15 protein-coding genes are annotated in these 25,625 nt (G+C 44.9%); 7 read left to right on the plus strand and 8 right to left on the minus strand.

The annotated features are described in order from the left end of the window. Positions 1 to 227: 227 nt before the first annotated feature. The gene (locus ACLFWI_RS05825; protein WP_446412145.1) at positions 228 to 6,143 is read right to left on the minus strand and encodes a CHAT domain-containing protein; all 5,916 of its coding nucleotides are present in this window, start codon (positions 6,141 to 6,143) and stop codon (positions 228 to 230) included. Positions 6,144 to 6,627: 484 nt separating this feature from the next. Between ACLFWI_RS05825 and ACLFWI_RS05830 the strand changes: the two genes are divergently transcribed. From ACLFWI_RS05830 to ACLFWI_RS05845, 4 genes are all read left to right on the plus strand, one after another. Continuing rightward, entirely contained in the window at positions 6,628 to 7,959 is a 1,332-nt protein-coding gene (locus tag ACLFWI_RS05830; protein WP_446412146.1) for an aromatic ring-hydroxylating dioxygenase subunit alpha, read from the plus strand. Positions 7,960 to 8,282: 323 nt separating this feature from the next. After that, positions 8,283 to 9,014 carry a tetratricopeptide repeat protein gene (locus ACLFWI_RS05835; RefSeq protein ID WP_446412147.1) on the plus strand — a complete coding sequence of 244 codons (732 nt, stop codon included), beginning with the start codon at positions 8,283 to 8,285 and terminating at the stop codon, positions 9,012 to 9,014. Between the two features lie 61 nt (positions 9,015 to 9,075). Next, positions 9,076 to 11,292 carry a hypothetical protein gene (locus tag ACLFWI_RS05840; protein WP_446412148.1) on the plus strand — a complete coding sequence of 739 codons (2,217 nt, stop codon included), beginning with the start codon at positions 9,076 to 9,078 and terminating at the stop codon, positions 11,290 to 11,292. A gap of 85 nt (positions 11,293 to 11,377) precedes the next feature. Then, a complete protein-coding gene (locus tag ACLFWI_RS05845) occupies positions 11,378 to 11,551 on the plus strand; it encodes a hypothetical protein (protein ID WP_446412149.1) in 174 nt (57 codons plus the stop codon). 220 nt (positions 11,552 to 11,771) lie between these two features. Here ACLFWI_RS05845 and dndD read toward each other — a convergent pair whose 3' ends face one another. The 5 genes from dndD to ACLFWI_RS05870 form a co-directional block, all read right to left on the minus strand. Beyond that, a complete protein-coding gene (gene dndD / locus ACLFWI_RS05850) occupies positions 11,772 to 13,757 on the minus strand; it encodes a DNA sulfur modification protein DndD (protein WP_446412150.1) in 1,986 nt (661 codons plus the stop codon). Between the two features lie 191 nt (positions 13,758 to 13,948). Next, on the minus strand, positions 13,949 to 15,568 hold the full coding sequence (gene dndC / locus ACLFWI_RS05855; RefSeq protein ID WP_446412151.1) for a DNA phosphorothioation system sulfurtransferase DndC: 1,620 nt from the start codon (positions 15,566 to 15,568) through the stop codon (positions 13,949 to 13,951). A 39-nt stretch (positions 15,569 to 15,607) separates the two neighbouring features. Continuing rightward, complete coding sequence (locus tag ACLFWI_RS05860; protein WP_446412152.1) at positions 15,608 to 16,594, minus strand: HNH endonuclease; 987 nt, start codon at positions 16,592 to 16,594, stop codon at positions 15,608 to 15,610. A gap of 102 nt (positions 16,595 to 16,696) precedes the next feature. Continuing rightward, a complete protein-coding gene (gene dndB / locus ACLFWI_RS05865) occupies positions 16,697 to 18,121 on the minus strand; it encodes a DNA sulfur modification protein DndB (RefSeq protein WP_446412153.1) in 1,425 nt (474 codons plus the stop codon). 87 nt (positions 18,122 to 18,208) lie between these two features. After that, positions 18,209 to 18,400: a hypothetical protein gene (locus ACLFWI_RS05870; protein ID WP_446412154.1), complete on the minus strand. Its 192-nt coding sequence runs from the start codon at positions 18,398 to 18,400 to the stop codon at positions 18,209 to 18,211. 308 nt (positions 18,401 to 18,708) lie between these two features. On the opposite strand from ACLFWI_RS05870, the gene ACLFWI_RS05875 reads away from it, so the two are divergent. The 3 genes from ACLFWI_RS05875 to ACLFWI_RS05885 all read left to right on the plus strand — a co-directional run bounded on the left by ACLFWI_RS05875 (position 18,709) and on the right by ACLFWI_RS05885 (position 23,332). After that, positions 18,709 to 20,307, plus strand: coding sequence for a DGQHR domain-containing protein (locus tag ACLFWI_RS05875; protein ID WP_446412155.1), 1,599 nt, complete (start codon positions 18,709 to 18,711; stop codon positions 20,305 to 20,307). Between the two features lie 622 nt (positions 20,308 to 20,929). After that, positions 20,930 to 22,726 (plus strand): DUF7453 family protein, encoded by a 1,797-nt coding sequence (locus ACLFWI_RS05880; RefSeq protein ID WP_446412156.1) that lies wholly within the window; start codon positions 20,930 to 20,932, stop codon positions 22,724 to 22,726. A gap of 150 nt (positions 22,727 to 22,876) precedes the next feature. Beyond that, positions 22,877 to 23,332 (plus strand): class I SAM-dependent methyltransferase, encoded by a 456-nt coding sequence (locus ACLFWI_RS05885; protein WP_446412157.1) that lies wholly within the window; start codon positions 22,877 to 22,879, stop codon positions 23,330 to 23,332. Here ACLFWI_RS05885 and ACLFWI_RS05890 read toward each other — a convergent pair. Both ACLFWI_RS05890 and ACLFWI_RS05895 read right to left on the minus strand, forming a co-directional pair. Beyond that, positions 23,300 to 23,776 carry a hypothetical protein gene (locus ACLFWI_RS05890; RefSeq protein ID WP_446412158.1) on the minus strand — a complete coding sequence of 159 codons (477 nt, stop codon included), beginning with the start codon at positions 23,774 to 23,776 and terminating at the stop codon, positions 23,300 to 23,302. The two genes, ACLFWI_RS05885 and ACLFWI_RS05890, sit on opposite strands and share 33 nt — an antisense overlap. A gap of 6 nt (positions 23,777 to 23,782) precedes the next feature. After that, on the minus strand, positions 23,783 to 25,585 hold the full coding sequence (locus ACLFWI_RS05895; RefSeq protein ID WP_446412159.1) for a hypothetical protein: 1,803 nt from the start codon (positions 25,583 to 25,585) through the stop codon (positions 23,783 to 23,785). Between the last annotated feature and the right edge of the window lie 40 nt (positions 25,586 to 25,625).

Below are 25,625 nucleotides of genomic sequence, written 5' to 3' on the forward strand. Positions count from 1 at the left end.
GTCAATTGTCGGGGCGGGTTTAGCCGTTTAATTGTGATACCCACTGATAACCTTTAAACAAAACCCGCCCTCCGTCATATCATCAAAGGTCAATTGTCGGGGCGGGTTTAGCCGTTTAATTGTGATACCCACTGATAACCTTTCAACAAAACCCGCCCTCCGTCATCGGTAATATCATTTCCTTTCACCTTGCAACCTTCCTTCTTCCCTCTGCCTTATCCTAATTTTTACCACGGACTTCCCACTAATGTAAACGCACTCCAATAATAAGGATGCGTCAATTCTCTATCCGGTAAATCCGCTAACTGGGGCGGTAAAGGAATCGTATGATTTGGAGTCACCAATTGACCCTTTTCTATTCGCACCTCACCCCGAATCATCGCTAACTGTGCCTGTCGCAATGCTTCCGCTTTAATCGGAACTTGCTTTAACTGAGAATAAAAGGTAGTCATCAACCCCAACGTCGCGTCATCACTGACATACCAGAGACTTCCCAACGCTGATTTTACTCCCGCTTGTACTGCCAACCCAGTAAATCCTAACTCCGCCTCCTCATCCCCTAAAGCCGTGCGACAGGCGCTTAATACCATCAATTCCACAGGTGGATTACTTAACCCCAATTCTCGAATTTTGTCAAGGGATAGTTTAGTATCCCAAAACTGGATATACGAGTTTTCCGGCTTACCGGATTTAAACTCACCATGGGTGGCTAAATGAAGGATACCAAACGGCGTTTGATTGCGAACCCTTGTCAGCCTTTGCGGAGTAAACGTCGAATTAAGAAACGATTGTCCTTGCCATAATTTATCAGCAATCGTCGCCAACTCCGCAGGGACAGCCGGTAAAGGATTTTGGTCAGTAAATTCAGACGCCCCCATCGCCAAAACCTCCAGATTCCGCACATCCACATAACGGGTATCTGTCAGCGATAAACTAGGCATCAACCCAATACTATAGCGTTCCAAAATAAACCCATTCCCATCATGCAAAACCGCCATCGGTAACGAACGCAATCCCACATCCATAACAAACGCCAAATTATTAATCTCTCGACTCTGCAACTCCGCTTCCAAAGGCGCAATTAACCACTGATAAAGCTGTTGTGACACCGGGAGATAAGGACGAGGAATTCGCACATCCGTCACAGCGCGACGCAATTGTTGACTCATCTTCAAAACCTTCTCTCGCGTCGCCCCTGGTACAGAAAATCGCATCGGTTCCCCTGAAGCCGTCACCAAAATCAACTCCAATTGTTCCCCTGAAGGAGACAACAAATTCTCCTCAGACATCGCCACCCAACCGCCATCCCCCTCTGCGCCCCTCTGCGCCCACCTCTGCGTTCCTCTGCGTTTCCCTAAACCCTGCACATCCCCACCCTTAACCGACGCATTTGTTGGCACAAACATGACATAAACCAGCGCAGGTTTCACCCCAGCCACCCGTTCAATTCGTTGTAACGTCGCTTGGGCTTGTGCCAAGGTAATAATTGGCGTATCCCCTAACCCAAAATACTCCTCATATTGATTCGTAAACGCCGCTTCAGCTTCAGCTATTGGATTGAAAATCGGGGAACTCGCGATTATCGCACTCTCTTTTGTGATATCTTCAGTGTCATCAGTCTGGGAACAATAGGGTGGACAAGTCCCCGTAATTGTCGGGGTAATAATCTGAATATTCCCCAACGTGAAACTACCCGGAAACGATTCAAAGGGGAAAATCGTAAACTCACCACTGCTAATCGCTGCACTTGTCCCATTGGTTGTTCCATCTCCCACATCAAATGGAGTTCCCCGGAAACCACCTCCATGGCGAATTATAATATCACCGCCTGCGATTCCGCCTGCTGTGGAGATACTGGTAATAATCCCATTTTGGTCAGTAAAATCGTTCGTAGCCCGGAAAAATTGTTGTGTGGTAATATCAACCTCACCGCCGTTTCCACTACTCCCGCCTTGTGCATTAATCGTGCTAACTTGAATATCACCCCTGGGGTCTAAGGTAACATTACCGCCATCACCAATACTCCCACTGGTATTAATTTCGCCCGTTGTAATCGCCTGTTCTGCTTGAATTACAATATCACCGCCGCTGTTTCCAGAACTATTCAGATTTCCCGTAGTAACGGTTCCGTTATCGCTGGTTAAAGTAATGTCCCGACTGGGGTTTAAAATATCGCCTGTGCTGATATCTTGGTTTGCCAATAGCGTTAATGTGGCGTTGTCTTCTCCGAATAACGTACCGCCTGTGTAGTTAATTGAGTTGGCTTGTAAGGTAACGGGGTCATTAAATGTCGCATCACCCGCCAAGGTTATCGTACCTGTATTATTATCTTGTCCGATAACAATTTGAGTAAACCCGTTTTGGATACTATTGAGTTCATTAGTATCGAGATTCAAGCGAGTATCATTAATCGTGTTGCCAATTGTAATCCCTAAAGTGGGGTCTAGGGGTTGTATTTGAAGTAGAGTATTGCCTTGAATTGTCCCCAATCTGATTTCATTCGCGGTGAGGCTGATATTACCTAATCCGATAGCGGCAATTCCACCATCATCTCCAACTAAAATTCCCTCGCTGCGGTTGTCTGCGCCGTTAACAATTCCTTCTAAACTAATATTACCTGTCCCCGTTGTTTGAACAACACCGCCACCAAACCCTAAAACAGTAAATCCACCCACCCAAATTCCATAATGATTTGTTCCCGTTCCCTGACTGGTTCCCTGAAGGAAAATATTACCGTTTATTGACGTAACTCTAGAGTTTTCTTCGATAACGACAATACCCTCATTACTCATCGTCCCTTGTCCACCTGTTCCCACGAGAGTAATGTTTCCAGTTCCGGTAGATTCTACACCGCCACCAGAAACAATGGAAATACCATCGTTACCGAATACTCCATTACTGGTTGCGTCAGTTGTACCTGTTATTTCAATTGCGCCTGTTCCTGTTGATTCAACTAAAGCATTCTCTCGAATCGAAACACCGTGATTTTCTTCTCCAGTACCATTACCGCCAGTACCAATTAGATCAATATTTCCATTTACTGAGGTGATTCTACTGCCCGTTTCAATATTTATCCCCCGATTAGCAATTGTTCCCACACCGCCGATGCCTTCTAGGAAAATATTGCCTGTTTTGGTCGATGTCAAAACGCTATTTTGAATCCGAATACCAGCATTATCCCTGCCAATCCCGCCCCCTGTACCTGTTATTCTGATATCACCATTTTCAGTAGCAATTCTAGAACGACTCAAAATTTGTACTCCGAAATTCAAATCTGTCCCGTTTCCGCCTGTTCCCTTTATAGTAATCGTCCCTTCATTTGATTGCACTACTCCACTATCAGTGATAAAAACACCGTGATTGAATGTATCTCCATTTCCACCGGAACCATTGAGATTAATCGAGCCTGTTCCAGTTGACTCCACTATACTGCCTGCATTAAAAATAATACCCCGGTTTCCGCCCCCAATTCCGTTAGACTGACCATTCAGAATAATATTTCCATTGACTGAGCGGATAATAGCATTTCCATTTGTTGCCCCAAGCTGTATCCCATCATTAAACCTTCCCCCGTTTCCACTCGTACCATTTAGGGTAATATTACCGGCTCCAGTTGATTCGATTACAGCACCATTCACAAGAAAAATACCATTACCGTTTCCAGTACCTGTTAGGTCTATATTACCATCTTCTGAATTGACGCTGCTGTTTGTGGTAATAAATATGCCATGATTTGTATCTGTGCCATTTCTACCTGTTCCCGTTATAGTAATCGTCCCTTCAGTTGTTTGTACTCCTGCACCATCCACAATAAAAATACCATGGTTGTCTATAGTTCCATTTCCACCAGAACCATTGATATTAATAGAACCTGTTCCAGTTGCCTCAACTCTACTGCCTTCATGGAAAATAATACCCCGATTTGCGCCCTCAGTCCCGTTAGACTGACCATTTAGAATAATATTTCCGTTGACTGAGCGGATACTGGCATTTTCATTTGTTGCCCCAATTTGTATTCCATCATGAAATCTTATTCCATTTCCACTGATACCAGTTAGGGTAATATTACCGGCTCCAGTTGATTCCAACACAGCATTATCTGAAATAAAAATACCATTATTCTGATCTCCTTGACTGTTACCCTGACCCGTACCATTCAGAATAATATTTCCATCGCCTGAAGAGATGCGGGAATCTGTACCCACAATGTGTATTCCATCATTAACACTTGTTCCCATACCGCCTATGCCATTCAGGGTAATTGTTCCAATTCCAGTTGTTTCTATTACACTACCGTTGTTAATAAAAATGCCAAAATTTTCGTTCCCACTGTTTCCTCCCGTACCCGTAAGGATAATATTGCCGTCTTCCGTGTTAATAGTACTGTTATTAATAGTAACGCCAGCAGTAGAGGCAACATTACCCCTACCAGTGCCGATGAAATTTCCACCTCCCGTATCAATCGTGGCATTGGTGATGTTGAGAAGACCACCATTGATGTTATCAAAATCAGCATTAAGGGTCACACTACCCTCATTCGTTCTGATGTTCTGATTAACAACAATGTCGTTATTGGCTTGAGCGGTAAGTCCGACCCCACTTGCACTAATATTAATCGGTGCATCAAATGTAATATTATTGGTCGCTTGCAGAATTACATTTGCCACGGCAGCATTAATCGTGCCATTGTTAATCGTGTTATCTTCTCCAGGATCATTAAATGCATCATTTGCGGCTAGTTGATTAGGAGTATTTTCACCTGCGATAACGGTTATATTTTCGGGGTCTAATAGTAACCTACCCAATTGACCTTGCATCGCTGATAAATTAACAGTGCCAGCATAATCTAGATACTTTTTACCCGATATTTCAGCAAAGCCACCATTACCACTTTCGCTACCGCCTCGTGCTGTAATTGTTCCATAAAATCGGCTGGCTTCATCTGCCCAAACAATAATCTGTCCGCCATTCCCATCAGTTAAAGCATCTGCATTAATGGTTGAATTTTCGCTAACAAATGTGATATCACCATTGGGAATTGTGCCTTCTCCTTGATAATCCCCACCAATTCTTACCGTACCAGCACCATTGATACCAGAGGCGTCAAGATTGGCGGAAAGTAAGCCAACTTTTTTGCCTATAACATTGATTTCACCGCCAATTGAGGGTGAGGAAGAGGGCGCACTGCTGTGCGCCCCTACGGTTTCGCCAATGGTTTCGTTACTCGTGGAAACATCGATTGTGCCAGAAATAATTGCAACTCCTGTTTCGTTTGGTACAGTTATCTGAGAATCCGCCAACTGTACCTCTCCCGATGGGGTAATATCAACTCCCGTCTCTACCTTGTCCGCTGAACCCGTTAACAACTCGGCGACATCTAATGGCATGATTGGTAATAATACTCCGTCTTGATTCCGAGGCGCAGTAATCTCTAATGAGAGTAACTGTCCCGATTGAGAAATCCTGACCCGATTTGACCCTTCAACTGCCGTAATTGTAATCTGTCCCCCTGGTGCCGTCAGTTCCCCGGTGTTAATTACAGTTCCGCCTAATAGAGTTAAATTCTGTCCCGGAGAAACGGCTAAATTTCCAGCATTGACAATTGTCCCCGATTGGGATAAATCAAAGGCAAATTGATTGGGTTCTCCTACCAACTGCTGATAATTATTATCCCCAAATGCATTGAACCAAAGATTATCGCCAAACCCAATACCTGTCGCGGTTGTGCCGATAAAATCAGCGGGAACATTTAATTGGGCATTTGTACCAAATACAATCCCGGCTGGATTTATTAAATATAAATTCGGCTTTCCCCCTGCCACCTGAATCAACCCATTAATCAGCGAGGGATTTCCGCCAACCACTCGCCCTAAAATATTGTTCAGATGCGGATTCGCTAAAAAGTTGGCAATTTGCCCTGTATCTAAGCCAAACTCCTGAAAACTGTGGAAGAGATTCGCCTCATCTGCATCCAGACTCCCCCCGGAAATGTTAAACTGATTTCCCTCCGGTGTAATCACTGTCCCCGTACCATCAGAGGCAGCGGTAATCGGTTCAGCGTTCGTAGTCGGCGCTGTCTTCGCTACCAACATTAAACCCAGAACTAGAAACAACCAGCTAAAGCACCATTGAGCAGATTTCATCGGAGTAAGAGTTAAGGAAGGATCTAGTTCAATTTTTTCGCTTGTGCCAGTATTTTTTTTCCTTGTCGTTATAAAATTATAGAAAACGATAGCTAATTTAGGTTTAATTAATTTTAATTTACATCTGAACGTTTCCCGGATAAGAGTTGTATCGGTTATGAATAACATAAAGATTTGCGGATAAATACTTTATTACTAACGTGCTATTGTGTCAAGTTAAATTTGAGGAGAGGGCGACCCGATCCAATTGGGTGGACAAGAGTTGTTAATTAATGCAAGCGGGTCGCCCCTACAAGCGCCTTTATTGTGTATTTTTTCTGTAATAAATATTACATTTATCAGGGGTTCACATCTTGCACCAATCGCAACAGTCCCCCAAAAACTCTAATGCAGACCCCACCTACCTATTAACAAGAGGTAAAAAACCAGATATCATAAACCTTAAAGCCTTCTGTTTTTTACCTTTTTATAGGATAACCCACTTATGTCAAGCGAATTTAACTTCTTTCAACAGTGGTATCCCCTCTCCCCAGTTGAAGATCTCGACCCCAAACAACCCACTCCCGTCACCGTTTTGGGGTTGCGCTTGGTGATTTGGAAACCCCCTTCCTCAGCAACCTATCGTGTTTTTCTGGATCAATGTCCTCATCGGTTAGCACCCTTAAGCGAAGGGCGTGTTGACGAGAAGACAGGAAACCTGGTATGCAGTTATCATGGTTGGCAATTTAATTCTCAAGGCATCTGTACTCATATTCCCCAAGCCGAAACTCCCCAAATTGTGACCAAGAATCAAGATAATATCTGTGTACAAACCCTTCCCTGTTGCCAGGAAAATGATTTACTTTGGGTGTGGCCCGATACCAATTCTTCAGAACTAGCGGCTGCTACTCCTCGCCCCCTATCGCCTCAAGTTGATGCCAGTAAAGGGTTTGTTTGGTCTTCGATGGTGCGTGACTTGGACTATGATTGGCAAACCTTAGTCGAAAATATTGCTGATCCTAGCCATGTTGCCTTTGCCCATCACGGTGTTCAGGGAAATCGCGACCAAGCCCAGCCCATTGCTATCGAAATTGTCCAATCAACTGCCAATCGAATTGAGGGGAATACTGTCGGACGTTTTAACACAAAAATGATATTTGAACCGCCTTGCTATTTGGAATATGCTATCAGTTTTGGCGATAAAGGACAGCAGCTGGGATTAGTAACTTACTGTATCCCGATCGCTCCCGGCAAATCCCGGATAGTAGCTCAGTTTCCTCGTAATTTTGCCAAAACTTTATCGCGGTTAACCCCGCGCTGGTGGAATCATATCACCGTCCGCAATCTGGTACTGGATGGGGATATGATTTTGTTGCATCAACAAGAGCGTTTTCTCCAACAACGCCAATCAGTGGAAAGCTGGAAAACGGCTTATAAATTGTTAACCAGTGCCGATCGCCTTGTGATTGAGTTTCGTAAATGGTTTGATAAATACTGCCAAGGAACACTACCGTGGAATCAGGTGGGGCTAAATCCTTCAGATACAATCTCTATTAACGATAACCGCCAGGAAGTGCTGGATCGTTACCGACAACATACCCAGCATTGTCGTAGCTGTAGCACCGCTTTGAAGACGGTGCAGCGTTTACAAGTTGTACTTTTAGGGGGCTTTGTGCTAACAGTTTCTGGAGTCGCTTTACTTCCCGATGCGTTACGCTTGCGTCTGGGTTTACCGTTAATGGTTATGGCATTTTTGGGTTTAGCTGGATTCACTTGGCTGAAAGTTTGGCTAGAACCCCGATTCTATTTTGTGGACTATATTCATGCTCAACGATAGAGGGATGTCTGGTTTTATTAAGTGTTGACATTCCCCCTTTGAATCCCCCTCCCGTCCCCCTTTGAAAGGGGGAAGCCACGGGAAAAGCCTGTTTTTTAGTCTCAAGAAATAGGTTTTTACTCAAGGGTTTGAGGAGAGGGCGATCCGACCGTATGTAGGGGCGGGTTTTACCGATAACCTGTCAGCAAAAACGGGTAACTTAGGTAAACCCGCCCTGTTTCTAGCGTTGTTAATTGCTGCAAGCGGGTCGCCCCTACAAACGGCTTGATGTTACAATTTTTAAGGGATCACGCTAAAACAATAAACCCTTTTCCGACAAGCAGATGATCAAGCGGTTTTGGCAATGGCTAGTGCGGCTAATTCAGCCAATCTTACCGCCCTTTCTCAAACCCAAAAAATACAGGCGGCGGCAAAAACGCCTCAGTGATGCCGAGTATCAGCAGCTATTTCGGCAACTGGTAACTGGGGTGAATCGAGGATGGAACCGGGAACAGATATTGCAACATTTAGGTGATCAGAGTAGCGATCGCTATTTTAAGGTGTGGCTGTATGAGTATGGGCAGCAGTTGCGCCAATTGCCACAGGCGGATCATCAATTGGCTTGGCAGTTATTGCAGATGAGTGGCGTCGGTTGTGGAGAATTGGGGGAAATTGCCGCAGAGATTGGTAAGGATTTGTTGGCGAAACCCCCTGGGAAAGGGGTAGCCTATCCGGAAGATAAAGGAGACGAGGAACAAGAAGAAACTACCGAGAGTGATGCTGCCGAAACCTGGTTAAATCAAGGGAAACAGCAACTGGCAGACCAGGATTTTCTGGGTGCGATCGCGTCTTTTGATCAAGCGATTCAAATTAAACCCGACTACTCCGAAGCCTGGAATAATCGGGGGTTAGCCTGGGGAAATCTGGGAGACTATCAACGTGCGATCGCCTCTTATGAGAAAGCGATTCAAATTAAACCCAATTACCAATTAGCGTGGTACAACTGGAGTGTAGCCCTGGATAAATTAGGAAACACAATGGTCGGTGAGGAAAGAGAACAACGCCGGGTAATATAAAGGTTTAAAGGTTATAAATCTCGCCCACCCTACGGAAAATCTAACCAATGACGAATGACGAATGACCAATAACAAAATCCTTTATTTAATCGCCGCGTCATTTCTCTTCTGGCTAGGCGGTTCTCATCCTTCCCCAGCAGAAATGATTGATCCAGCTAGGTTATCCGGAGATATTCGTTTAACTCTAAAACGTGGGGTATGGAAAACTTGGGAAGGAGAACCCGTTTATCAGGATATTACCCTCGATTTAGTCTGTGATGCTAATGAATGCGATCGCGAGGTGTGGGGATTTGCGCCGAAGTTCAATCAGGCGGATCATCAGGGAATTCTCCAGACAAGTCAACGGGGACAATTATGGAATCTGGATGTGCAGATGCAAATTTATCCTGATCCTTGGCAATCCCTGGAAGGAGAAGCGGATTATGATATCCAACTGCGCTTGCATGAGGATAATCAACTAATTGGCACCTATTCTGGAACAGTAAATGACCAACCTGTCAAGGGAGAAGTCCAGGGAATCATTCGTCCCCATTGGTCACAACCCGTGGCAAATCATCCTCCTCTGCGCCCCCTGGAACATCCTCGGTTAATTTTTCGCCAAGATCAACTTCCCCAATTGCGTCAGCAGGCTAAGACGCCTAGGGGTGAGGCAATTCTGGCACAATTGCAACGGAGTCTTGATCAACCCATCTATTACGATGGCTATGTGCCAACCGGGGGCTATCACGCTGCTGGGTATTGTTTCCTCTCCCTCATCCAGCAGGATCAAGCCGCCGCTACCACGGCTTGGCAGATTACGGTTAATTCCATGAACCAACCCGGACACCGTTTACTGGAACATTCTACAGTAGTTGCAGGCGTGGCGTTGGCGTATGATTTGTGTTATCCGGCTTGGAATGAGGAACAGGTACAACAGGTAGCCGATTGGTTAGCCACTCAAACCGCCCTGCTGGTGAAGGGAACGGCGGGTGATGGCTGGAATCCTAACCCGGCGAGTAACTGGAATGCGAGGGCGCGAGGGGCGGCTGGGTTAGCGGCGTTGGCGCTACTGGAGGAGGGGGATGTAGAGACTCGGCGTTGGCTGAAAGTGGCGGAACGGAATATTAAACGCTATCTTACCATTGGCATTGGCGATCGCGGTTTTGGATCGGAGGGTGATCATTACAGTACCGAACCCTGGTTTCTTACGGTAATGCCCTTTTTACAAGCGTACCAGACTGTATTGGGGGAAGATTTGGTCACGCGATCGCACGCCGCTTGGTTTTTACCCCAGTATGTAACCCGGATGGTGGGTGAAGATGGAGAAGTGGCGATTCCCACTTATGGGCGTCATCGCTTAAGCCCCACGGGTTCTATCTTTGCGGTGGGATTGGGGATAGTTCCGGAACGGCTGCTACCGGGAGTGATGTGGTTCTTTAACCGTCATTGGGGGAGGAATGGGGATAACAGTTTTGGTATTGAGTTACCCCATGAAGCCGCGTATATTTTCGCCAGATATCCCCAAGATGTAACCCCCCAGAACCCCGCCAAGGTATGGGGGCGGGTAGTGGTGGATGAACAAAAAGGCTTCTTTACATTTCGCAATCAGTGGCGAGATGAAAATGATTTTGTTACCAGTATTTTTGTCAAGGGAGAGAAACCCAGAGGCGGACATTGGTCATTTCCCGATGCGGGAAGTTTCCGAATTTGGGGCTTAGGAGGGCGTTGGGCGACAGCAGGATCGGCATCTGATGGGACACAGAGGGATGAAAATGTGGTGTTGTTACCCCAAAAACAGGCGGGGAAGACGGCGAAAGTGACTGGATTTCAGGCAAATCCGGATGGGTCAGGTATGGTTAGCTTACAACACAATAACTGGTTGCGATCGCTAGCGGTGGATTATAGTGGTGCATCCGGTGTACCGGGGTTGTTTGTCCTCGTGGATCAGGTGGTTGAAGCCGAAAAACTGGATCAAACCTGGATTATGCATACCCAGGAAGACGTGACGATTCAAGGTCAACAGTTTACCCTGGAGGCGGAATCAGGGGCGACGATGCAAGGAACTTTTGTTACACCCTCTGACGTGAACCTGGAATTTATCCCCAGTGAGACGGGGGGAATGATTCAAGCCACAGGGCGCGATCGCTTTATTGTGGTGATGACGGTTCAATCCGGGACAGCGCCTGATGTTGAGGTTCTCTTAACTGAATTTAATCCTCAAATTCAGGTGGGAAACCAGACTATTGAAATAATAGAGGATAAAATCGTATTGAAATCGCTAAAAGAGGGTGCTAACTAGCTGAGTTTTTATCCGGATAGAATTTATTCTATCTTGAAGAAATTCAGCAGACTTGTTTCACGAGTGTCTTTTAGGATTTATCATTATGATGTCTGGTTTTGTAATAATTGCAATGTATGCCCTGTTTTGGATGTGGTTCTTTGGCGGCTTTGCACCGAAGAAAAAACCTCCAGCGAAAAAGAAAACCCCAGAACAAGAGTTAGCAGAAGCGCTGGGTAAATATTTGGCAACATTGAAAAAACCGGGAGATGCCAAATAAAGCAGGGGTGCATGTCAATTTGTGGGAATTGTAGGGGCGCAAGCCTTGCGCCCCGAAAGGTTGGTGCTGGGGTACTTTATCGTTATATCCCTTATGCCTTATGCATTCTGCCCTCTGCTTTGTCGTTAGCCCCGATAGGAATCAGCAGGGAAAAGGCGTTGGCGGAGTCTGTTCGACAGAACGTATCGCGAAACTACCCCAACCCATTCTCTGCCAATTCTTACCAAAAATAACCCGGTTCCACAATCGTTTGCCGTTCTTTGGGGTCATAATTCAGGCAATACTCTTGCGCGATCGCGTCTAATTCCCGTAGGCGTTTTACCTCAGTTTCCCTAATTTCCGTATCCGTGGATAACAGGATAACTTGATGAGACGCTGTAGGGAAATACCGTTCCACTAAATTACTCCGGTGAGAGGAATCTAACCGTCCTAACGGTGTATCAATCGCCACCGGAAGATGACGCCCCGAAACCCGGGCAAGTCCCCAAAGAAAGGAAATCGCTAACAGTTGTTTTTCCCCCGCCGAGAGACGGTGTTTGGGAATTGGTTGTCCTTGCGGATCATAGAGAGACAGGCTAAAGCTTTGGGTGTCAATAGCGACGCGGTGAACTAAGTCTGATTTATGCAGCAGATAACGGAAGCATTCAGTAACTTCAATTTCCAGTTTGTTCAGTTTTTTCAGAGTTAATTTTTCCCGAAAAAGTTCCAATGTGGTTTGCACCTTGGCAATAGAATTAATAATATGCTGATTATTTTTCAGTTTAATCGTTTCATCCGCGTAATCTTCTAACTCCTTTTTCGTTTCCCTAATTTGACGATCTATTTCATCACAGCGGCGAGAAGCATTTTCGTAAGCCGCTTTCACCTTAATCACTTGATTTTGGGCGTCAGTAAATGCCTGTTTCAGGGCATTATACGCTTCAGGAGACGCGGCGGTGGCAATTTGCCGATCTAAAGCATCAATGTCGGTTTCTAGAGTTTGCAGGCGTTCTCGTTGGCTTTGGGCGTTGGTTTGTGCGGTTGAGAGTTCGTAGTTCAGCAGGGTTTCTAGGCGAGTGATAGCCGGTTCATCTGCCAATAACCACGGTTCCTCTTGGGCGGCAATTTCTTGATCCAGTTCTTGGTTTTCTGTCTCTATAAACGATTGAATCTGATTCACTCGTTTGGGGGTTAAGGAGATTTTTTTGATATACTGAATTAAACGAGCATCCCGTTCTTTTAATACCTGCCGTGTCAGTTTGACTTGGTGCTGTTTTTGTTCCTGTTCCGCCTGGGATTTCGCTTGTTCCAATAGCGGGGAAATCAGAGACAAGGGAAGCACACCCGCCGCCAATTCTCGCATCTCTTGACGCACCTGATTCGCTTGTTCAATCAGGGTTTTCGATTGGGCTTCCAGTTGACTGCGTTCGCTGGCAAGTTTACCGCCTTCGGAGACAAATTTATCCGAGGCTATCTGTTGTTCTTTTGCAGCATAGTCCAGTTTAGATTTAAGGGCGCTTAAGTCTTGTTTCGCCGCCTCCTGTTTTTCTTTTTGGTCAATAAGTTTGGCTTCAATGTTATCTAAGGTTTCTAATTCGTTCTGATTGGCAATATCTCGGCGCTTACGACTGGCGAGAATATCTAAGTCTGTGGATAAGCGTTCAGCCAATTCTAACCCAAGCAGGGATTGAATTGCACTTACTACTAGCGGGGGTGGGGTTTCTAGTTCCGCTAGTTCTTTGACTTGTTCACCGTCAAAGAGAAACAGGTTAGAAATACCCAGAGGAAGCAGATTTTCGATATAGTCATCCCAGGTATTTGCCAGGGCTTTATCGGGCCACTCTTCATCGACTAAAATACCCAAAGTGTCTTTACCATCTTTGGGGTCTTTTGTCCAATAGCGGACAATTCTGAGAATCCTAGGTTTATCCTCTTCTACGACTTCAAATGCTAATTCGATACGGGTTTTTTCCGTGGGCGGAGTGTTACGGTTAACGCATTGAGTGAGGAAGTCGTTATAGCTTAAATTTCCCCTGGTGGAACATTGGGCGCGGGAACCGTAGAGGCTGAGGCGAATGGCGTCCATTAGGGTAGTTTTTCCACCCCCATTCATCCCGCCAAAGAGAATAATCGGATGGGTAGAATTAGTGGTTTTGGGACGGAGGTTAATCACTTGTCGCCCTTGATAGGGACCAAAGTTTTGCAGGGCGAGTTCCAGAAATATCATAGTCAAGGGCTAATGTGGACGGGCGTATAAAATCAGGAATAATCTTCAACCTAATAGAAATGTCACTTTGTAGCAAGTTTGTATTAAGTTTGTAGTAAGCGCTTTAGCGCTTATGGCACGCTTCGTGCCTACTACGAACGAAGAACACCGATTATAAAGACGTTGCATGCAACGTCTCTACAATGTTTTTGCTATTTGTCTACATCTTCAGTATCCTTAGAATCGGGTTCAGGGAATTTCAAACTCGCCCAGGATAGCTGTTTAGATGTCTCTGGCTTCGGCTTATCCCAAGCCTGTCTCAATTCGTGAACCTCTGACAAATCCTGTTTGATATCCTGAACCGTATTTTTCATATGTCGCTGATAGTGGGCGTGGTCAATCGCGTCTTCTCGAGAACGAGAACTACTATTAAAACATTTTTCTAGGGCTTCATAGATACCGCGTCGGGATTTAGTATGATATTGGCGTTCAGTGTCCAGAAGTTTTGCCATGAGTTCTAAGTGCATTTCATCCGCATCACAGATTTCTTCTAAGACTGTCCATTCATCACTACCCAAAAGTTTGCGTTCGGCGCTAGGGCGGGAATCTTGGAAGGGTTCGCCTGTAACCTCTTCATAGATACGAGGTAAGCTGTCGTCAAATTCATGCTTTTCTTCTAACCAGATACGGCGAATTTCACTAAGTTCTTCTGGAGTAATTAGAGTGATATCGCGCATCTCTGGGGGCGCAGTATTCCGGACATGGGTTTGGGCTTCTAATACTCGTCTTAACCAATGTTCCCGCCAGTATTTCGTATAGGGACCATGAATCGGTTTAACTGAGATTTCACCATCAACATTGCGTTCAAATAGTTCGACTTTACCGTAAATACGGCGGAAGTCTCTCTTATCGTGATCGTCTTTAATATCCAAATCGTTGCGAATATCAAGGAGAGGCTGCATCCACTCTTTCTCCTCATCATTTTGGATCATTGCCTCCATGGACTTATCTTTATTAACCATGGTGCAAACCCAACAGCCAAACCGGGAATCACCACAGCTAGGGGTAGACGTATCAATAACCAGGGGACATTCATTATCGGCTGTTGCCCCCCGATACATGGAGAATAAGTCTTTATTATGATTACCCCAGGGATTTTGCCACTGCATCAAATAAAGCCAAACTTCATCAGTTCGCCAATCTTCAATGGGAAGGTAAATGAGAGAGTTAGGGCGACTGGGATTCGTATTTAAGCGATCGCGCACCCGCCACTCTCTATGTTTAGCCATATTTGCCGCCCGTTTGACACTTTCAGCTTTGCGAGTTCCCAAAACCAGAATCACCTCACCGTTCGTTCTAATCACTTCGCGGATGAAAGAGTCAGCTGGTTTAATTTTTAAGCGTTCCGTACACCATCTAAATCGATTTCTGGGGGCGGGATAGCCTTTGCCAATTAAACAAACCCAAAATGTATCTTGAATAGCCGGATACGTGAGATGAGGTTGGATCGGCATTCCTTGCTTTTGGGCAGCTATCTTCATTCGATCCAAAGATTTACGTACCCAAGCCGTAACAATAGGATTTTCTACTAGCGTGTCATTAGTAATAACATGAATTGTTTTCGTGCGTTTTTCCGGGGGTAGGGCTGCGATCGCATTCCATACTAGCTGCAATACAACTGTACTATCTTTACCCCCTGACCAACCAATAACAAATGGTATATTATCCTCGCAATATAACGTTTGTATTTCTTGAGTGAGTTGTTCTATGTCTTCCACTAACTCAGCCACAGTACGTGGTGGGAAGAGTGACATCTGTTGGTTATCTGTCATACCTGAAATCTCGTTAATACTACTGTGATTGATGACTGATTAGGTTACAAACTTAGTTTGGCGATGCCATTGAAGTGCCTCAAGTCTGGGAAAGTATTCCTCAGAACTGGGCAGTAATATAGTTTCGCCATGAAAATCCTTCATCGGTCTACTATGTGGTGATTCTTCTTTCAAGTCATTAGCGATTATGATTTTGTAGTTGTCATCTAGACAAAACCAACCATGGTCAAATGCCCAATGATGATTTTTGCATAGTGATAATCCATTGTCTATTTGACTATCATAAAACTCGGAGAAAGGTTTAATATGTGCGCCATCTACTATGTTTTGAGTAAGGGTACGAGTAATTTTTAGTCTACAGAAGGCACATCTATAGTCATAGATATGCACTACAGTCTTTCGGAATATAGAATCTCTAAATAGAGACTTTTTCAAATAAAACTTTGGTCGTTTTTCCGATTGGGTAGGACAGCTAGCTTGTTCAACTTCCTCGTCTTGACTACTATCTTGAAACGCTTGATTAATTTTGATAATTTCCTCTAATGCTTTTCTTTGGGATGAAAACCAAGCGGCAACAAGGGCATCAACTAATTCTTGTCGATGATTCTGGTCTTGGATTAACTCAAAAAGTTGATCATCTAGATAGGCATAATCAACATCACGTCTTAACGTGTTGATTGTTTGCGGACGACCTCCATCGTAAGCAGCACTAAATTGCAGATGCCAAAATTTACCTTCGCTATTCTTTAAATGAAAGAAGGGTAAAGCAAAATCACTATTTTTAAACGCTTCATTGTTCAGTAAACTCCAATATCGTTTAAACGTATCAATTAATTCCTCTGAAATGACAACCTTATTCTCTTGGATTAATCCTTGGGCAATTAAATCAATGACAGACAACAACAGTACAGGTTGATTTAGGGCTTTGCCTCCTCGTTGTTTATTCTTATATACATTGATTTTAGGGAAGCAATCGCAGTAGAAAGCAAGCGTTCGCCGAGTTTCTGATTGCTGTCCTTGACTCATCTCTGCCTCCTGACTCAATCATTTGTCTCTGATCACCTTTTTTCTTCTGTAGCTAAAACGAATTAACCTGGACTAAGTTAAGCTGGATGTAAATAGTGGTGATCATTTTAATCTCATCCAATCTTCTAACTCCGTCCAAATTTTGCCACTACAGGCGATATAACCAACTTGTTCATTGGTTCTAGCATCCAAAACTTGCCCACCTGTCCAGTTCCCCCCGCCTAACTCATACTCCAGAATATATCCTTGACAGATTTGAGAGGCTTCCTCAAGGGAGTGAACAGGTAATTTTAGAGTAGGGACGCCAATATCCTCAGTCTGTCTAAAATCCGGATTCCCACAAGCCGAGAGAATCACGATAAATTGGTCTGTATTCCGCCGAATGAACCGTTGTTTTTGCTGGTCTTGTTGACGACTATTTTCCCTCCCGACTAAATCACTAGCATTCTCTAACTCTTCCTCCTGTGAGGTTAACGGTAAACCCAAATACCCTTTCAAATAAGCCACCATCCGCCCGACACTGGTTCGCGATCGCGAAATCTGACCCTTGACCATAATTCGCCCCTCCCAATCGGGATTAGAACGCGACCAATCAATCCGCCGCAATTCTTGCAACCGTTCCTCCCAGCTATTCGGATAAACCGAGAGTAACACTGACCCTACCGCCCCCAATCCCAAAAGTGCGATCGCGTGACTATGAACATAATCCTGTCGCATCTCCCTAGCGCTTACAGTCCGTTGTCTCACCGCCTCCCAATCTGGAATACAATAACTCACAGCTTGCCAATACCGGATTGCCAAATCAATCTGCTGTTCCAATTCAGCCGTTTGCCAATCCGCCAATAGCATAGACGTAGCATTATAAAGGGTATGCAGCGTAAATAGCTTCCCCGATCGCACGGGTAATGTCTGATGTTCCCTATCCGTTAGGGTTCGGAACAGATTAATATTTCTAATCACTGCTTTGACCACTGTCGCTTGGGGATGGCGATAATCATAGAGAATCGCCAATGACGCATCGGGATGAACCCCATAACGGTTGAGATCCAAAAACATCTGCTGGGAATAGCGCAACCCAATATCCAAAACCAAAATAACCGCCACTGTCTCATACCCCAACGCCGGATTTTGCTTCAGCGCCCACTCAAACGCCGCGCAGCGATGTTGTCCATCAGTAATCTGAAACCGCGCATCCATGGGAACTCGTAAGCGCCCCATTTTTCGCCCTTCTTTCTGTTGTCCAATGGGTTCAAAATTAATATCAGCATCAATCGCGGCGGTAATCGCAGAAACAGTATAATTATCAGGATTATTCAAGATATAGTTGGCAATATCTGGGACTCGTTTCGGATTTAGCGATCGCGCCACTCTCTGATCCGGCGGATTCTCCTCATCCTCCCTCGCAAACAGCTTAGGGATAAATCGCACCGGACACATCGACACATAATATTCCCGTCCCGCTTGAATCCCTCGGATTGCGGGTAAAACATACTCAAAAGAAGGAATCAGTCCTTGGTGATTGGTCATTTGTCATTCGTCCTTTGTCCTTGGTCAAAGTTTTAGTAATCGTGACAAAACAAAATAGAGTTGGGTTGATTCCCCTTAATTTACGGATTAGGAATTTTGGTTTTGTAACTCATCGTGTTCCAGCCGTGCTAATGTTGTTGCTGCATCCGCTAAGATTAAGGCAATATTCACACGCGCAACCTGATTTTTGGCAGCTTTCAACTCACCTGCGAAACATTGCACTCGTGTCCGATACGCCTCAATATAATTCGGATCTAAAACCTTTACTGGATGACTCATTGTCGTTATTAAAATATTGGTTCATGGCGGATTTTGTTGATAGGTTTTCGGTGAAAAGTAAGATCCTCTCTTACTCCCCTCTCCCGTGCCATAAAAGCGAAGCATCCTTAGTCCTCCTTCCTCGCAGGGGGAAGGGGGGTTGGGAGAGGGGCTGGGGGTGAGGGCTGTAGCTGTTGGCTAAACCCACCCCAACAAGCCCTCACAGGTGACATCCCTAGTATGGCACAAAAATAGTTTTTAAAAACCTATTTGACATAAAAATATTAAAACAGTTATTTTTAAAAACAGACTAAAATATTATAAAACCGATGAGTAGCCCCGACAAGCCCAAAGCAGACATCGCCAGCCAAATCCTGGAACAAGACAGCCAGGATCGACAGGCGTTAGCCCTGCTATTGGATCGCCATTTAGCCAGAAGCGATCGCCTCCTGGTTCAGAAAACCCAGATGGGGAGTACCGAAGCCTTTATCGGGTCTGTCACCCTAGAATGGTTAGATAGTCGCGTTCGCTTCGCCTCCCAACTTCCCCTATTCCGGCAAAAATTCGACCCCCAAACCGATAACGTCATCCGGGATGAAGAAACCGTCGATGAAATCTTGCAACGTCCCCTCGACTGGTCGCGTCAAGCCCCCCTCACCCAATACCTCGCCGCCCGCCAAGCCCACAAATTCCCCGCCGTTCTCGTCGTTCACAGCCCCACCTGGGTAGACAATCCCAAAGCCAAAGAATGGGATAAACAAGGACGCGCCCGCCAATCCGCCGCCGATTTCATTCCCCTTGACCAAAACCAAACCGTGGGACTCCTGGATGTCTCCCCCGCTGTATCCATCTTCGCCCTGGATGGTCAACACCGACTCATGGGGGTCCAGGGACTCATGACCTTACTTAAAACCGGGAGACTGCAACGTTACAACAAAAACAAGAAACCCGTAGGCGGAGTAATTACCATAGACGACCTCATCGACGAATACCAACTCGACCCCGCTTACTTACAACGCCTCGCCCAGGAAAAAATCGGTATTGAATTTATCCCCGCCGTCGCCCAAGGCGAAACCCGGGAAGCCGCAAGGCGGCGCGTCCGGTCTATTTTCGTCCACGTCAACTTAATGGCATTACGCTTAAGTAAAGGACAACTGGCGCTATTAAATGAAAATGACGGCTTTTCCATCGTCGCCCGCAAAATCGCCGTCAATCATCCCTTATTAAAAGAAGTCCCTGGACGAAATCCCCGTGTTAATTGGGATAGCGCCACCGTCGCCGCAAAATCCACCGTATTAACCACCCTCCAGGCGTTAACTGAAATGTCTCAACGGTATCTAGACCATAAATTCCCTCACTGGAAACCGCCGGAGAAGAAAGGGTTAATCCCCATGCGTCCCGATGATGAAGAATTAGAAGCCGGAATTGACACCTTTAATCAGTTTTTTGACCACTTAGCCAGCTTACCCAGTTATCAACGATTGGAACAAGGAGAGGAAACACCCCAGCTACGCCGCTTCAGCTTTGAGAAAAATGGCGGTGAGGGGAATATCCTCTTCCGTCCCGTCGGGCAAATTGCCTTTACCCAAGCATTAGGAATTGTCGTATTTCAGAAAAAGTTATCACTAAAAACGGTATTTAAGAAACTCTGTAAATACGACGCGGAAGGAGGATTTAGCCATATAGAGACACCCCAATCCCTGTGGTATGGGGTATTATTTGACCCAAATAAGAAGCGGATCATGGTATCAGGACGAGATTTAGCCGCCCGATTACTGATTTATATCATTGCGGGGACAGAGGATGGGATGGAAAAAGCAGAACTGCGGCGAGAATTAGCCGAAGCCAGAACAATTGAAGGGAAAGCTGTCGGGTTTAATGGTAAATTTGTCAAGCCTAGAGATGTAGGACTTCCACCTGTGTTGTGAATGCTAATAGATTATGTGGAATTGAATCGTAATCGTAACGGTAGGGGCGACCCGCTTGCACCAATTAACAACGGTATCCACTCAATTTTATCGGGTCGCCCTTTAGCCGCCTAAATAGTAGAAATAGGGGATCTGCTTACTGGATGCGATCGCGCGATGAATTGATACAGGTTGCCCAATCTATCTTACCCCTATGGTATGCGACAGTTTTAACTAGCTCGGTCGGACTACCTATCGCTTGTATTGACTCTCCCTCCGCCCCCCATCTTCACAAAAGCTTCATCTAACTGCCAAGTCTTCATCAAATCTTCACAACTTTTATACCCTCCTAGGAGAATACTAAAGAGTAGGCATTCTATTTTAGCGTTTTTAGCTGGCAAAAAAGTAAACCTTTAAGGCGAGTAGACCTCATCTAAATATTTCCAGCCTGTATAAAACAGTCAGCTTAACCGCAGGTATTTCCCCATCGCCTTCCCTAAATCAACATCACTAACCTGTTGTCCCACTTGAGGTGGAAAATCCCAAAAGCAGGGAAGTACCTAGAAAGCACAGAAGGTTCATGATAGACGAACCCTGTACCGCTCCAACTTCTACAGTTAACGTTTTGCTTTGAGGTATTCCAATGAAACACCCAACGATGTATCGCTTATCCATGGCAACAGCAATGGGTATGATCCTCAGTTTATTAGGGATGGGAGATGCTAACGCCTATACCTTTAGTCGCATTTTTGATGATAGCGGTCCTTATAACAGTATAGGAAATTCCGTAATAAATAATCAGGGAACTGTAGCCTTTACCGCTAGACTGGACTTAGACCAATTGCCGCTAGCTGATTATTACTACCGTTCCGGTTATAATCGGGAAGTCATTTTTACCGGCGATGGTGCATCACTGACCTCCATTACCCCTAATATGGGGGAATTTCAGATCCAGGATATCAATGATAGCAATACTGTCGCTTTTGTAGCAAAAGTCGGTTCTTCCCATCATCCTCAATGGGTTCTCTCAACTAGCAATGGTAGCACCTCTACTCATATCGCCACCGATCCAACTGCCTATGGTCTATTCGATGACCTATTCGGAGACGTCGCTATTAACAACAAGGGCAGTGTCGCATTCAAAGAATTAACATTATTTAGTAGTGGTGGGAATTTTAGTTTAGTGACCAGCGATGGTGTGAACCGTACAACCATTGTTGACGAAAGTGGCTACTTTAAGTATTTGACTACATTTGACCTGAATAACCAGGAAACTGTAGCCTTTGGAGCATTTTTAGATGATGGGCGTAGAGGTCTATTTACTATTAATGGAGATTCAATTACCCCCATAGCCGACACGAATGGGTCATTCAAATCCTTTGGCAAAATTTCACTTAATGATGGGGATAATCTGGCTTTCCCAGCTTTCCTAGATGATGGAAGTACAGGTATCTTCACCAGTAGTAACGGTTCCATCACAACCCTTGCCGATACTAGCGGAGTATTTAGTTCCTTTTCCAGTCCGGCTATCAACAATAATGGCACTGTAGCGTTTGGCGCTCAACTCAATACTGGGGAATACGGAATTTTTACCGGGGCTGATCCTGTTGCGGATAAGGTAATTGCTATTGGTGATCCACTCTTTGGCTCTACCGTGACCAGTTTAGGCTTTTCTAATAAAGGATTTAATGATACCAGTCAAATCGCATTCTCGGCACAACTGGCGGATGGTTCTACTGGTGTTTTCCGCGCTGATCCCGGAGACAATAACGTTGTCCTTGACTGGGGAGGAACCGTCGCTAAGCCGATTCCAGGAACGTTTAACCTGATCGGAATCGATGATTTTTCCGGACAGGAAACTTGGCTTGATTATCCTGATGGTATTGAGCCTTTTATCCAGTACTATACCTGGCCTCATCATTTTATCATCGACGATGTTTTCCATCTCGGTCATCTCTACGACAGCGAGGCTGTTCTCAATACCAATAACATTACCTCACCGAACATTACATTTGGGCTTGATGGTAAGCAACTGTCGCTGATATTTCCCGAACTCCAAAATCGCTTGGGATTTGGCTTTGCCTTAAGTGAATACGAAGGGTTTCCCCTTGATATTCCTATTGATGCTGACGTTTTAGCAAATGCTTTTACGGTTAAATTATTTGATGCTGACTATAACCTTCTGGGAACGTTTTCTGGTGAGGCTCAACCCGATCCTGAATTTTTGGGTGGTTTCTTTGGTATCGAAAGTACCACACCTTTTTTGCGTGCTGAGATAACGTTTAACGAGGGATACGAAGAATTTGCATTTGATAATCTCAGGTACGAATTGGTTGATCTTACAGAACCAGCTACCGTTCCCGAACCGACAACAGGATTAGGGTTACTGGTGATTAGTACCATTGGTGCAGGTTCAATCCTCAGACACAAGCAGAAGTAGACTCTAGCTGAGGAGAAAACACTTCATAGTACATAGCAATATAGGCATTGTAGGGGCGAGTCGCTGCACTCTTGTTAATCGGAAACTGATTACTTTTATCGACTCGCCCTCCCTAATGTAAAATTTCCCACACCCTACACCCCATACCCAATGAACATTTTCTTTGAAATTCATCAAAACCTACCCAGAGAAGCCCCCGGTGATAACGCTTCCACCCGCAAAGCCTTTTCCCTACTAACCAATGTACCCCCACAACCCAAAATTTTAGACATCGGCTGTGGCCCAGGAATGCAAACTATCGAACTCGCCAAACTAACCGATGGACAGATTACCGCCGTCGATACTCATCAACCCTTTTTAGATGAATTGCAGCGTCGGGCGCTAGCTGAGGGCGTTTCTGATAACATTAATCCCGTCAATCAATCCATGTTGTCCTTAGACTTTGTCCCCCATATCTTTGACATATTGTGGTCAGAAGGGGCAATTTATATCATGGGGTTTGAAACCGGACTAAAATCCTGGCGAACCCTTCTCAAAACGGGAGGCTATCTCGTCGTTTCCGAACTCTGCTGGTTACAGCAAAATCCCCCAATAAAAGCGCTGTAAATCGCTAATACAACGAGAATATTTCCTCAGAAATGTTTCAATTGAGCGGGGGCGATCGCTAAAATGTTCGCAGAGGACATCAAATCCACCATGGGCGTATTGATTCATCAACCGAACCCCTTCATTTGACAGATACGAAGGAGAGTTAGGATCAACCAGTTTGGCGACTTGACGGTAAACATCATCCCGCTCATCTAAATCTATCCCTAAACGGGATAAATGTACCTGAATTAACACTCCAACCAAGAGACGCCCACGAGATTGGAAGTCTCCCGGAAAGTAGCCAACTAAATCATCTAAATTATCCGCCTTAATTTCTGTATTCGGGCGTCCAGCGGCAAAACCTGCCATCAAGCAAAAATAGTATAGATCAAAAAGAATCGGGTAATGGTGAGAAATATCCTTAAACCATTTCCGAGCATCCTTACGTAATTGAAAATCCATTTTTCTTTAAAGTTCCTCATCCCAATCAAAACGTTCAAAAAAGTCTTTTCCTGTTACCATCACCCCATCAATAGTTTCTGTGATTTGATTTGAATCACTATTCTGCCAAAGCGCATCCATCCGAGACGTTTTCCGAAATAAGGTTAAATACTGTACGTTTCCCTGAGCGGCTTGATGTAAACTATCAACAAAGCTTTGCCGTTCACTGGAGATAGTAAAGGCGACAAACTGGTTACCCAATTGAGGAACTAGACGCGCTACTTCGGGACGCACATTTAGATCCAACGCCCCCGCTGGACTATCGACAATAAAGGGTAATTGGTGGTTACTACGGTTAAATAAAGTGGCGAGAAATGCATAGCTAACGGATAGAGTTTGACCCACGCTTGCACCCCCTCGACCTTGTAGTTTTAGCGAATATTGGATATCTTCTAACCATACCGGATCTCTGGATAATAACTGGGTAATTTGCTGATTGGTTTCCTCAATCATAATTTTTCGTAGTTCTTCCCTGGCTTGCTGATGCGCTTGATTAAGAATGCGGCGGACAATTTCGGTTTTGCGCTTCAGGGTTAAGGTATGGGTGGCTTCGGCTACATCGTCTTCAGCCTTTCTGATCAGGAACTCCAACTCCTTGAGACAGTCAGTATCCTCACTGGGTTTACTGTGAGGCGATCGCTCAATTTCTTCTAGGCGTTGGTTACACTGATCCAGTTGTTCTCGTAGCTTATCTAAATGCTGCTTTTTCGCTTCTAATTCAGAATCTCCTTGTTTGAGACGTTCCTCTTCCAGAGAACGCAATTCTGTTTTGAATTCATCTCGCTTTCTGATTAATTTTTGTAACCCTTGCAACTGTTTCTGAAAGTCTTGGTGGTACTGTTCTGGATCTCCACCACAATAATCCGCAATATCCGATTTAATCCGATTGAGTACGCCAACTTCATCCTCTCCCAGATATTGCTTGGCGCGATCGCGAACCGCTTGACGAGTCATATCATCCATCTGGCGTCCACAAACACATTCTTGCGCCTCAGCTAATTCTTCAAAAAACTCTTTGGATGTGGAGGTGGGTAATTTGAGACGGTCTAAGTTGGTTTTCAGGGTAATTAAAGATGCAGCTAAACCAGGGATAAGTCTTTGCGGATCTCGCATTTTATCCCTTGTCTTTTCCACTTCCATCTCGACGACTTTTTCCGCCTGATCAAGCTGAACTTTTATCGTTTGTAAACGAGTTCCTATATTCTGATCTTTGCCCAATGATTGGTCATAGTCTTGCTCCGCATCCTGTATACCTAATTTCAGTTGAGACTGTTGTATCTGTAAAGCGTTTCGTTCTCTTTTAATTTTATCTCGCTTAGTTTTCAGCCGATTTAAATTATTTTGACGCCGAGTTAATCCTTGAGTCGATTTCGAGCTAGAATTCTGAGCATGACGTTCCCAATTGTCCTCAAAGTAATGGGCGGCTTTTTCCAACAAGGATAACTGAAACAGAGAATCTATGGCATCCCGGGCGCGAGTCTGTTTCGGATTAAGTAAACTGTTGGCAAGTTCTCCATCAAATACAAACAAATTGACAAACTCTGGATTGAGAAACTTTTTAATTTCTCGGGGCGGTAAAAAGCCATCTCGAATACCATAACTATGACTGGAACTGGTGCGGTAGGTAACTTTTCCTTGAATGAAGTCAAGATTTAACTCAAATGTGAGTAACTTGTCATCCATCCCTAATTTAACGACAAATTGACCCGATTGAGTGGAGTCACGATTACGCTGAAATTCACGAATCTTTTGGCTTTCGGTTATTGACAAAATCGCTTAAATGCTGTCGGTCATCTTCAGCATAATAGGT

Source organism: Coleofasciculus sp. (assembly GCF_046539235.1).
Classification (GTDB): domain Bacteria; phylum Cyanobacteriota; class Cyanobacteriia; order Cyanobacteriales; family Coleofasciculaceae; genus Coleofasciculus.